The sequence below is a fragment of the Paenibacillus antibioticophila genome (assembly GCF_000455265.1).
In the GTDB taxonomy this organism is placed as follows: Bacteria; Bacillota; Bacilli; order Paenibacillales; family Paenibacillaceae; genus Fontibacillus; species Fontibacillus antibioticophila.
Genome location: NZ_HG005139.1, coordinates 997,365 through 1,009,301 on the forward strand (window position 1 = coordinate 997,365; position 11,937 = coordinate 1,009,301).

An 11,937-nucleotide genomic window follows, 5' to 3' on the forward strand; every position below is an offset into this window, starting at 1 on the left:
ATACTTTTATACTCCTGCGTCGAACCTCTTCAAAATTCATGATTATCAAATCGTTGCTATTCATTAAAGCTTCCTCTCCTTCAGGTTTTATCTATAAAGAGGATTATACCAAGAATAGATTCACATACAAAAATTCTTATAATTACTTTCTAAGAACGACAAAACTTACCAAAATGGATCAAAAGAAATGATCTTAAAGTGCTATCATCCATCTCATTCGTCAGCGGCAAATCCGGTTCGTAGCGTTCGATATTGTGGAGATGGGCGAGCGCAAAATTAAATATCCTCTTGCAAGTCTCGTATAATTGGAATAGCAGCCCTATTATGGGCGCAAAAGCTGTTTGGCAAGTTTTTGAAAGAATTGGAGAATGCCGTGTAGTCGTCTTTAGCGAACCCACTTAAGAACGCTGTGCCAGGATTTCAAGTGCGATCAATATGTAGCCGCGGCTCGCTAATTCTATCGCTTGAAAAGTGCCCTTAAAGCGGGTGCCAAGCTGATTTCTACTCGGAAAAGCCTCTTGAAAAACCGCTGCTGATTCTAAATGGCGGCCTCCAAATCAAAGGTTTGGAGGAAACAATGACCGAACGGGGAGAGGAGATACCTGGCCGAAATGTTGCTTAATAACTTGTCCCAATATTTCTCGTCATTGCTAAACCTTATTAAACATCCTCTTCCATTAATTAATTGTCGAATTCGTAGAAGATACCTTTACTCTGCGTTATAAGTAAATTATCTTCGTTGAAAACCAAAATGTCTCTTTTTCAGGAAACATTATATCTTGTTGAGTTCAATTACATTTAAGTAGATAGGATCTTAACATACAGAATAAAGCAGCATTCTTTCGGTTCAAAAAACCAGGTACGTGATTTATACAGAAACTCGGGAGTAGATATGGGGTGCTTGCGTATATATACTGAATTATTATTATTTTTATAGAAAATACATAATCTATAACAAGATTACATTTATCAATAATCACCATTTACCGCTTCTATTATTCCATAGCAGAGCGTTGCCATTTCTGCAGCGGATTGCCGGGCACCGCTTCTAATCCAATTAGCAGCTACACTGTAGATAGCGCCGCTCCAAAAGGTAGCAGCGTAGTTAGTAAGTAAGGTTACTTCTTTTGATCTATTTAACTGTATGGCTTGCAATTCGCTATGAATAGTATCTGCGAGGTTAATTTTCAGGATAATTTGTAAGCATTCCACATGTTCTTCTAAAGTTTGAAATAAAGCAAGCCAATAATCATATGAGTTTCTGATTGGATGATGCAGATTCATTGCAGCAATGATTTTATCTACAATTTCCTTTATCGTACTCTGTAGAATATCTTCTTTGGAGCTGTAGTTCCGATAGTAAGCTGTGCGGGATACCCCGGCCCGTTTAACGATAGCTGTAATCGTTATATCCTCAAAATTCTGATCGTTCATTAGCATTACCAAAGCAGCCTGAATACTTAATCTAGTGATTCGATTAGATTCCTCATTTGACACCCTGAGGCCTTTAATACGTTGCAACTTTGCAACTTCTTTTGAAGACATTACACTCCCCCCTTTTTTTGTAAAGTCCGTTCTGTCATGCATTGACCCTGTTTGATATGATGTTACAATTGTAATGTCAGTTTGAATGTATGTTATATATCGAATCTTGTCAATTGGATTTGAGAGGAGACATAGTATGAAAGCACTAATTCTTGAAAGACCAGGGGAACTGGACAGCCTTACTGTTGTTACAAATAGGGAGCTGCCAGAACCCAAAGATAATGAGATCAGAGTAAAGGTCATTGCAGCAGGTTTGAACCCTTCGGATTACCAAGTGGCTGAGCACGCAGGTCTGGAATCTGAGAAGAAACGTGTTTTAGGATTGGAAGTTGCGGGAATTGTAGATGCAGTTGGCAGGAACGTGAACAATTTTGAAATTGGAGACCGCGTATACTACCTTCGCAGCATTAATAATCTTGATGGAGGATTTGCGGAATATTCTGTGACTACAGCTCACACGGCAAGTAAACTGCCGGATGAAGTACCTTTCGAACTGGCAGCGGTTGTTCCGGCAGCAGGATACACGGCTTATCAAGCGATCATGCAGAAACTTAAACCGCAATCCGGTGGAACGATATTGATTCATGGCGGCGCAGGCGGTGTAGGAGGATATGCGATTCAATTAGCAAAAATATGTAGATTGAAAGTGATTACTACTTGCTTAGGAAAGGATATCGACTATGTACGCGCTCTAGGGGCGGATGAGGCGATTGATTTTACTAAAGGAAGTGTATATGAAGAAATTTCGAATCTAACTAATGGTCGGGGTGTTGATTACGTTTTAAATACGATAAATCCCGATAGTGCGACAAAAGACCTTGAGGTTCTTGCCTTCGGCGGCGAAATGGTTGTAACGGCCGGATTCCCTGATTTTAGCCGAATCCGTTTTTATGACAAAGGGATGTCTTTACACGAGATAGCTCTTGGTGCTGCTCACACACATGGAGACTTTAATGCACAATCCAATCTTGCGAGAATCGGAGATCAGTTTGGTAAATTGATTGCAGAAGGAAAGATTATCCCTCCACAAATCACAACGATTAATATGGAGGAAATTCCTGCCTATCTAAAAAAATTAAAAGAAGGTAAGGTTACCGGCAAAGTTGCAGCCAGAGTCAATGAGGAGTAAGAGGAAAAAGAACATGGTATAACAGTGGAATTGTTCGATTCTGGGAATGTACTCTAAAAAATGTATCGGCTCTTCTATTCCGCAAATAAGGTGTCCTTAAAGAACCCACGCATAGTGTGGGTTCTTTAGTATAGTCTTTAAAAATCTGAGGTATTGTTATTATTCCGATTGTTCAGTTTATATGAACATAATTTTAGAGTTCATAGGAGGAAAATTCCAATGAAAAATCAAAAATCAAGGCACAGCCAGATTCTAAGGACATTGCTCGAATCAAGGAAGCCGTTAACAGGAAAACAGTTGGCTGCTATAACAGGTGTGACGGACAGAACGATCAAAAACGATATAGTCATGCTGAACCAGGCTCTAAGAGATAATGGCGCTTCGATTTCAGCAATCTATTCAAAGGGTTATCTTTTGAATATCCATGAGGAAACGGCTTTTCAATTATGGTTAAAGCAAGATGTGATGAATCCAGACGAAGAGAATGGATATTCTAAACCGGATCAAAGGGTAAAAGAGCTAATTCGCTTTCTTTTGACCGTTGGTGAATACGTAAAACTGGATGACTTGGTTGAACTTATGTATTTAAGCAAATCCACGCTGCAAAACGACCTAAAGGAAGCAAGAAAGCTGCTGGAGATTTATCGATTGGAAATTGATGTTAAGCCATATTATGGAATAAAGCTTGTTGGCGATGAAATGAGGTTTAGATTTGCGATTTCGGAGTTTCTCTTCTCCCATGATACAAGTCATTCAATTTATTTGAACATGAACACTGTGCCTATTCCGGATAAGGAATTGAAGTTCATTAGAAATATCGTTCTCAAGCATACTTCGAAAAGTCAGTTGGAATTGTCTGACGTTGGGCTCGGAAACCTTGTGATTCACATTGCGATTTCATGCCAGCGTTGTGCTTTAAACCATCCGATTACTTATTTATCGCAAGAGATGTTAAGCATTCAAAATAAATCCGTATATAAAACAGCAGAACAAATTATCAATGATCTTTCAGATCACATGAACATGGAGTTCCCACTTGAAGAAAGGATTTATCTCGCCATACACTTGGAAGGCAGTAAAGTTTCTTCAATAAATAGTTCGCTAGAAGAGGCTAATAACGATATTGAGGCTTATCAAACAACAATTGAAGTGATCAAGACGATAGAGGAGAAATTAGGAATCGTCATTAGTGGCGATCATGAACTCGTTCGCAGTTTATACGCGCATTTGAAACCTGCTATTAGCCGGTTACGTTATGGTATGAGTCTAAGAAACCCTATGCTGGATTCTATTAAAACGAGGCTCCCATTAGCTTTCCATGCAGGAGTGCTGGCCAGCACCGTGTTAAACGAGCGTCTGGGCATACATGTGAGTGATAATGAAATCGGTTATATTGCGCTCCATATAGGTGCAGCGATCGAGAGGAGCAGAAATAGCGCTTCCCCCAAGCGGTGTATTGTTATTTGCAGCTCTGGTTTGGGGAGTTCTCAGCTTCTTTATCATAAATTGCGTGCTTACTTCGGCTCTCGCTTGGAAATAGTCGAAACAATAGGCTTATTTCAATTGAAAGAAACTAGCCTTCGAGATCTTGATTTCATTATTACGACAATCCCAATTCAAGTGGAATGCAATGTTCCGGTGATATTAGTAGATACACTTTTAGGTGATGTTGAAATGAGAAAGATTGAACAGGCCGTTTACGGCCTGGTGAGTTCGAAGTTGCCATACCTTCGGCCCGATCTTTTATTCTTACATGAAGATTTCGAAACTCGGGAGGAGGTAATTCGTTATCTCTGCTCCCAAATGCATAAAAACGGATTAGTTGGAGAGACATTTGTAAATTCAGTCATGCAGCGGGAACATTTGTCATCAACAGCATATGGCAATTTGACTGCAATTCCTCACCCGTTAATTCCAGAGACGAACGAGACTGTTTGGGCGATTTGCACTTTGCGAAAACCAGTACTGTGGGAAGGGAAAATGGTGCAGTTTGTATGTTTGCTTAGCATTGCGGCAGGGGGAAAGACGGGCGATTTGTCTCCCATGTACAACCTGCTTGTAAAGGTTGTAAGCGATACGGTACTGGTCCAAAAAATACTGGACGTGAAGGATTACGACTCCATGCTTCTTTTGCTACAACCTTTGGTACAAGATGCGCTGTTTCATTGACGCAATATTTTCGATCTAAAAGGGAAAGAAAGCTGCATTCAGGTTACGGCCGGATAACGCTAATATTTACATTGTAAGAAAAATAAGCAGCAGGATGGTGTTTACACATGCAGGATGTTGAAAAGGAAATGATGCTGATTGCCAATGCGGGCGAAGCTCGAAGTAAAGCTCTGGAAGCAATCCAGGCTGCCAAGATCAAGGAAGTAGACAGAGCGCGCTCTTTGCTTGCAGAAGCAAGAGTAAGCTCCCGGGCAGCACATAAAATTCAGACCTCACTGCTCCAGCAAGAAGCTTCAGGGAATAAGTATGAAGTTAGTGTATTGCTGATTCATGCACAAGATCATTTAATGAACGCGATCACTGTAATTGATTTGGCTGAAACGATTGTGGACCTGTTTGAGGCTTCACGAGATTAATTTAAACTTTAAATTAATAATAAGGAGAATGAACATGAACATTACACTGGTGTGTGCGGCAGGAATGTCGACAAGCATTATGGTCAATAAGATCAAAGCAGCTGCGGAAAAAGAGGGGGAGACAATCTCTATCCGCGCCGTTTCCGAAAGCGCATTCAGCAATTATGCAGAAGAAACAGATGTTTTGCTGTTAGGTCCTCAAATTGGATATGCTCTTAGTCGATTGAAAGGATTATATGAGCCGAAAGGCATTAAGGTTGACGTGATCAACACAATAGACTACGGCATGATGAATGGAGAGAACGTTTTAAAACAAGCAAGAAATTTACTGGCAGAGAAGTAGGATCGTACCCTTATAAAGAAGAGGTGAGATAAATGAAAATTAATGCTGAATTCACAGGCAAAATAAGTGAATTATTCGGCAATATATCGAATTCGGTTGTTTTGAAATCGTTGATGGCAGGGATGATGGCAGCTTTTCCGGCTACGATCGTCGGATCATTTGCCACCATTTTAAAAGGATTGCAAATACAAGCACTGCAGGACTTTTACATTAGCAGCGGTATAATGAATGTTCTGGATTTGTTGATTATGTTCTCCATCAATGTAACGGCGCTTTATGTTGTAGCGGGCATAGCCTACGGCTTTGCAAAGCAGAAGCAACAAGATGCTATTCCGGCGGCCATCATTGCGCTGTTCAGTTTTCTCATCATTACGCCCTATACAGCTACTCCAACCGAGTTTGGAACTGTAAATTACTCAATTTCCATGGGCTTCCTGGGCGGCAGCGGCATGTTTTCCGCCATCATTGTGGGACTGATTGTAGGTTTTGTATACAGCTTCATTAAGGAAAAGGGCTGGACCATTAAATTGCCGGATTCGGTGCCTCCGATCGTATCCTCCAGCTTTGCAGGCATCATTCCGGGTTTGATTCTCAGTGTGTTTTTCGCCGTGCTGTCTACCATTTTTTCACACACATCATATGAAAGCATACATCAAGCGATCTACTCGATACTTCAGACTCCTCTGATGGGCATTTCATCTAATATTTGGACGATGCTGCTCGTGATTTTTCTTGGGCAAATCTTGTGGTTTTTTGGAATTCACGGTCCAATGGTCATACTGTCGGTAATGGCTCCGATCTGGATGGCTGTAGACTTGCAAAACCTGACTGCCTTTAATGCGGGAGAGCCACTGCCTAATATAATCGGGATGGCGTTCTATACTATTTCAACTATCGGTGGTACAGCACTCGGTCTTGCCATCTGTATGATTCTATTCGCCAAAAGTTCGCGCTTCAAGACGCTCGGGAGACTTTCAATCATTCCTGGTATTTTTGGAATAACAGAGCCGCTTATTTTTGGTACTCCACTGGTCATGAATGTGCGAACGTTTATTCCGGCTGTGTTCCTGCCCGTTTTTTCAGCATTGTTTAGTTATCTTGCGATCGCATCAGGATTGCTGCCGAGAATGTCGGGAGTAGGCGTACCGCAAGGCGTACCGATCATCCTACAGGGAATTGTACAAGGCAGCTGGTTGTTCGGTCTGCTTCAATTGGTTCTCGTGGTGATATGGACGCTGTGTTGGTATCCTTTCTTCAAAAAAATGGACGGTGAAGCGCTGCGTGAAGAGACAGCTTAATTGAACAAATCGCGAGTAAGGATGTGTTTAAATGAAGGAAGAACAACTGTTACACCTCCTTGACAGCATGACTTTGAAGGAGAAGATTGCCCAGTTAGTGCTTTTGACAGGGGAGTTCTTTGACTCGGAAGAGCGTTCGATCGGTCCGAAGCAGAAAATTGGGATTACCCAGGACGTAATTGACATGGCTGGCGCCGTTTATAATGCGTTTGGTGCCGAAGAAGTCGTCAAAATTCAAAGCAATTATTTAAAAAAGAACAAAAAGGGAATTCCTTTATTAATATTGGCGGACATCATTCATGGGTACAAAACTGTGTTTCCGATCCCTTTGGGGCTTGGAAGCACATGGAACCCGGACCTTGTTCGCAAATGCATGGAAATTGTGGCCGACGAAACCTCGGCCTCCGGGGTACAAGGGACGTTCTCGCCGATGGTTGATCTCGTTCGTGACCCTCGCTGGGGAAGAGTGATGGAATCTACCGGAGAAGACGCGTTCTTAAATGCTGTCTTTTCAGCTGCAATGGTAAAGGGTTTTCAAGGAGAACACTTGGATACCAGCAACAGAAGCATCGCCTCTTGCGTCAAGCATTTTGCAGCTTATGGCGCACCAGAGGGAGGCAGAGAGTATAACACCGTCGATATGTCCGAAAGAAGATTGCGTCAGGACTATCTCCCGGCGTACAAAGCCGCTGTAGACAGTGGCTGCGAGATGGTTATGACGTCGTTCAATACGGTTGATGGCGTGCCCGCAACGGGCAACAAGTGGCTCCTTCGTGACTTACTTAGGGAGGAGTGGGGGTTTGAAGGCGTTGTCCTTTCAGACTATGCGGCGACGCAAGAGTTAATACTTCATGGTGTGGCGGAAGATGAGCTGGACGCAGCTCGTTTAGCAATTGAAGCCGGACTTGATATGGATATGAAAACGAGTATTTTTGCCAACAATCTGTTGGATTTAGTGAATTCGGGAACGGTCAGTGAAAGTTTGGTTGATCAGGCAGCCTTAAGAGTTTTGCGGTTAAAGAATAAGCTTGGACTGTTCGAAGATCCTTACCGGGGAGCTAGCGCTGAAAGAGAACAAGCAACGCTATTATCGGAAAACAACAGGAAGATGGCCAGAGAAGCTGCCGCTCAATCCGTTGTGCTGCTAAAGAATGATACAGGGGTTTTGCCGATCCAGCCGGACAAGAAGGTGGCGCTCATCGGCCCTTACTCGGATGAGAAGATGATCTGCGGCATGTGGGCGATTCAAGCGGATTATGAGGCTGTAGTCACATTAAAGGAAGGGATGAAACGTCAAGCGGCAGAGACCAGTCTCTTCCACGCCAAGGGCTGCGATATCTTGGAGGATTACAGTGTTCTAGGCGGTATGGCCAAGTATCTTCAAACAGATACTAACCCAGAAGACAAAGAAGTCTATCTGAGTGATGCGATGCAAGCAGCCGAGCAATCGGATGTAATTGTGCTGGCGCTTGGCGAGCACATGTTCCAAAGCGGCGAAGGCGCCAGCAGGACAGAATTGTCATTGCCAGAACATCAACTTTTACTGCTGGATAAGTTATCTCTTTTGAGTAAACCAATTGTGTTGATACTATTTACTGGTAGACCGCTTGTGCTTACTGGATTGGTTAATAAAGTTGCCTCCATCGTACAAGCTTGGTATCCAGGGACAGAAACGGGAGATGCGCTAGCCGAACTACTATATGGCAAGCGGAACTTCAGCGGAAAACTCAGTATGAGCTTCCCACATTCGGTAGGGCAGATTCCGGTCTATTATAATGAATTTTCAACAGGTAGGCCATTGAGCGTTTCCGGGCGTTCGGAACGGTTCGTATCGAAATATTTGGATGCGCCCAATGCTCCCTTGTTTCCGTTTGGATACGGACTATCGTATACAAATTTTGAGTACAGTGACTTGCGCTTAAGTCATCCATCTTTTAGTTATGGTGATACGATCCAGCTATCTGTAGACGTAACGAATACAGGGGAAATGTCCGGAGCTGAAATTGTTCAACTGTATATCCGGGATGTTACGGGAAGCGTTGTCCGTCCTGTTAAGGAACTAAAGGGGTTCCAAAAAGTGAATATTGAGCCGGGAGAAACCTTAACCGTGTTGTTCAATATTACTGAAGAACTGCTCCGTTTCTATACTCTAGAAATGGAGTATAAGGCAGAACCAGGTAAATTCATAGCTATGATCGGCACATCTTCCGATTCTCTTTTGGAAACTGAATTCACTTTGCTACCATAAGTGACTACGAAATAATTGAGGAGGCGAATCCACTGAACATTCAATTTTTTCCTGAAAATTTTTTATGGGGCGGCGCACTTTCAGCTCACCAAATCGAAGGGGCTTATTTGGAAGACGGGAAAGGATTGTGTACTGCAGATACGCTAATTTGCGGCAATGTAAATGAACGTTTAATGAATATCAGCACGGACTTGAACGGCGAGTCTTATTATCCGAGCCATGAAGCCATCGACTTCTATCATCGGTACGAAGGAGATATTGCGTTGTTTGCCGAGATGGGCTTTAAAGCATTGCGAACCAGCATTGCATGGTCAAGGATTTTCCCCAATGGAGACGATTTGGAGCCTAATGAGAAAGGGCTGGAATTTTATGACCGACTATTCGACGAACTGATTAAACATCAGATTCAGCCAGTCATTACTTTGTCCCATTATGAAATGCCTTTGCACTTACTGAAGAAATATGGCGGATGGAAAAACCGGGAATTGGTTGGTTTTTTCGAAAGATATGCCCGTACAGTCTTTCAACGCTATAAAGACAAAGTAAAATTGTGGATTACATTCAACGAAATAAATGTTGTCCGAGTCATGCCGTATTTAGGCGGTGGCATGCTTCTCAAGTATGACAATCCTCAATACTTACATGAAGTTTATCAGGCAGCACATCATCAGTTTGTCGCAAGTAGTCTGGCTGTAAAAGCATGTCATGAAGTTATACCGGATGCGAAGATCGGCATGATGATGGCTTCCAATCTTTCCTATCCTAAAACTTGCAATCCTGATGACGTCTGGCAAAATATGACCTCAGAGAGAGAAACGCTATTCTTTTCTGATGTTATGATGAGAGGCTATTATCCTTCATATATTAAACGTTTCTTTAAAGAGAACAATATTGAAATCGATATGTTGCCTGGAGATGAAGAATTAATTCGAAAGTATACGGCTGATTTTTTATCATTCAGCTATTACATGTCCACCGTTATTGCCAAGGAGCCGGAAGAACAGATAACCGGCAATTTCTCCTGGGGGTCATCTAACCCTTATTTGGAGACAAGTGATTGGGGCTGGCAGATTGATCCGGTAGGAATGAGGATTCTGCTAAATCAGCTATACGATCGTTACCAAAAACCACTTTTTATTGTTGAAAACGGTCTTGGTGCTGCGGATCATCTGGATGCATATGGCGAGGTTGTGGATGACTATCGAATCGATTACCTGAGAAGTCATATTCGAGCAATGAAAGAAGCAATAGAAGATGGAGTAGATCTGATGGGTTACCTTCCGTGGGGGTGTATCGATCTTGTGAGTTGCTCTACTGGCGAGATGAAAAAAAGATATGGATTCATTTATGTAGACAAAAATAATGAAGGTGAAGGTACTCTTGAACGAAGCCGAAAAAAAAGCTTTTATTGGTATAAAAATGTGATTGAGTCAAATGGACTGGAACTGTAAAAGGCATTCTAACTTAACTCATGTTTAGAGTATGACAAAACATGTGCCACTAGAAAGTCGCTATTAAAGCGGCTTTTTTGTTTTATCGGAACAAGTTCGTGTCTCGAATCAAGGACAATAACTTGTTCCCATTACGATTCGGCATATATCAAATCGATGTAGTGAATAGCTCCAGAATGATACACATCAAGCAATGAATTAAATTGAAGTTTCCTTCTGTACGGATAGAACGAGTAGTAAGGTGTAAAAGACGTTGCGCAGCTTCAATCCGGTACTGCAATAAATATTCTACTGATGAACATTTCATATCAGCACCGTATTGTTAAAGCAGAGCAAAGATGCTCTCCAGCTTTTTAAGAATTTCGTTTTGCCCAGTTTCTTGAGCATGTAAAACGACATATGGCAAATTCATATTCCCAAGAGTTGACAGGACATATTTTTTTAAAATGATACTGGTATGAATCAACGAAAATCGATGAGACCAATGATATGAATGCACTCCGTTTTCATAAGACCAATCTTGGGTCAATTGAATTCTGCGAAGTACATTTTCTTTTTTACAGTTGTTAAACTGACTTACTGCCGCAATTCAGATAGTCCCTTTACGAGTTGGAAGCAAATACTCGCCATCTCTTCAGGAGACTGGAGCATGCCGTTTCGCATCCATGCCAATAATACACCATAGACAGCTCCGCCCCAAAAATAAGCTGCATAGCTGCTTACAGCATCGTAATCAGGTACTGGGGCTAACATTCTTCTCGTCACTTCATTCAGAATAGCTTCTCCAAAGTTCGCACCTAGCAAGAGTTGTACGCGTTCAGCATGCTGGTGTACTGCAGTGAATAAGCGGAGCCAGTAGTCATAGGAATTGTGGACAGGTGTCTGAAGTTTCATCGCCTTGACTACTTTTTTAACGATCTCTTTCATGACACTTTGTAAAATTTCTTCCTTGGACTTGTAATGCCGATAATAAGCGGTACGGGATACTCCTGCGTGATTGACGATTTCTGTAATCGAGATATCCTGTAGCTCTTTTTCTTGCATGAGTGCGATTAAGGCGGATTCAATACAAGTTCTGGTAAGGCGGCTTGATTCAGCGTTAGATAAACGAGTCATACTCAAGCGTTCAATTTCAGTTTGGCGATCATCGGGCATGTTGGAGATCTCCTTTTCCCTTGTGTTGATGGTCTCAGCGATGTAATTGACCTTATACGTCTATATGGTGGTTAACAATTAGTTTACGGCGTAGGCTAATGTCAATAACAGTAGTATTTTTAAGTGACATTTTCAAGTCTTTGTCAAAACATACAACTCTGAGATTAGCCTATTGACTTGGCG

Annotated in this window: 9 protein-coding genes; 7 read left to right on the forward strand and 2 right to left on the reverse strand. The window is 42.0% G+C overall.

Features of this window, described 5'->3' with window-relative positions; all coding sequences use genetic code 11:
* Positions 1–969: 969 nt before the first annotated feature.
* Positions 970–1,545: a TetR/AcrR family transcriptional regulator gene (locus TX85_RS04415; protein ID WP_044477902.1), complete on the reverse strand. Its 576-nt coding sequence runs from the start codon at positions 1,543–1,545 to the stop codon at positions 970–972.
* Positions 1,546–1,681: 136 nt separating this feature from the next.
* On the opposite strand from TX85_RS04415, the gene TX85_RS04420 reads away from it, so the two are divergent.
* From TX85_RS04420 to TX85_RS04450, 7 genes are all read left to right on the forward strand, one after another.
* Positions 1,682–2,674 (forward strand): zinc-binding dehydrogenase, encoded by a 993-nt coding sequence (locus TX85_RS04420; protein WP_044477903.1) that lies wholly within the window; start codon positions 1,682–1,684, stop codon positions 2,672–2,674.
* Between the two features lie 219 nt (positions 2,675–2,893).
* On the forward strand, positions 2,894–4,843 hold the full coding sequence (locus TX85_RS04425; protein ID WP_044477904.1) for a BglG family transcription antiterminator: 1,950 nt from the start codon (positions 2,894–2,896) through the stop codon (positions 4,841–4,843).
* Between the two features lie 107 nt (positions 4,844–4,950).
* On the forward strand, positions 4,951–5,259 hold the full coding sequence (locus TX85_RS04430) for a PTS lactose/cellobiose transporter subunit IIA (protein WP_044477905.1): 309 nt from the start codon (positions 4,951–4,953) through the stop codon (positions 5,257–5,259).
* A 34-nt stretch (positions 5,260–5,293) separates the two neighbouring features.
* A complete protein-coding gene (locus TX85_RS04435; protein WP_044477906.1) occupies positions 5,294–5,602 on the forward strand; it encodes a PTS sugar transporter subunit IIB in 309 nt (102 codons plus the stop codon).
* Positions 5,603–5,634: 32 nt separating this feature from the next.
* Positions 5,635–6,900 carry a PTS sugar transporter subunit IIC gene (locus TX85_RS04440; RefSeq protein ID WP_044477907.1) on the forward strand — a complete coding sequence of 422 codons (1,266 nt, stop codon included), beginning with the start codon at positions 5,635–5,637 and terminating at the stop codon, positions 6,898–6,900.
* 31 nt (positions 6,901–6,931) lie between these two features.
* On the forward strand, positions 6,932–9,148 hold the full coding sequence (bglX, locus tag TX85_RS04445) for a beta-glucosidase BglX (protein ID WP_044477908.1): 2,217 nt from the start codon (positions 6,932–6,934) through the stop codon (positions 9,146–9,148).
* Positions 9,149–9,186: 38 nt separating this feature from the next.
* The gene (locus TX85_RS04450) at positions 9,187–10,599 is read left to right on the forward strand and encodes a glycoside hydrolase family 1 protein (protein WP_044477909.1); all 1,413 of its coding nucleotides are present in this window, start codon (positions 9,187–9,189) and stop codon (positions 10,597–10,599) included.
* Between the two features lie 576 nt (positions 10,600–11,175).
* On the opposite strand, the gene TX85_RS04455 is transcribed toward TX85_RS04450, so the two are convergent.
* Complete coding sequence (locus tag TX85_RS04455; protein ID WP_044477910.1) at positions 11,176–11,754, reverse strand: TetR/AcrR family transcriptional regulator; 579 nt, start codon at positions 11,752–11,754, stop codon at positions 11,176–11,178.
* Positions 11,755–11,937 lie beyond the last annotated feature (183 nt).

What these genes read in the sequence shown, in the direction of transcription:
- TX85_RS04435 (WP_044477906.1), top strand. Translation starts at nt 5,294, where the DNA reads ATGAACATTACACTGGTGTGTGCGGCAGGAATGTCGACAAGCATTATG.
- TX85_RS04430 (WP_044477905.1), top strand. Translation starts at nt 4,951, where the DNA reads ATGCAGGATGTTGAAAAGGAAATGATGCTGATTGCCAATGCGGGCGAA.
- bglX (WP_044477908.1), top strand. Translation starts at nt 6,932, where the DNA reads ATGAAGGAAGAACAACTGTTACACCTCCTTGACAGCATGACTTTGAAG.
- TX85_RS04415 (WP_044477902.1), bottom strand. Translation starts at nt 1,545, where the DNA reads ATGTCTTCAAAAGAAGTTGCAAAGTTGCAACGTATTAAAGGCCTCAGG.
- TX85_RS04440 (WP_044477907.1), top strand. Translation starts at nt 5,635, where the DNA reads ATGAAAATTAATGCTGAATTCACAGGCAAAATAAGTGAATTATTCGGC.
- TX85_RS04425 (WP_044477904.1), top strand. Translation starts at nt 2,894, where the DNA reads ATGAAAAATCAAAAATCAAGGCACAGCCAGATTCTAAGGACATTGCTC.
- TX85_RS04420 (WP_044477903.1), top strand. Translation starts at nt 1,682, where the DNA reads ATGAAAGCACTAATTCTTGAAAGACCAGGGGAACTGGACAGCCTTACT.
- TX85_RS04455 (WP_044477910.1), bottom strand. Translation starts at nt 11,754, where the DNA reads ATGCCCGATGATCGCCAAACTGAAATTGAACGCTTGAGTATGACTCGT.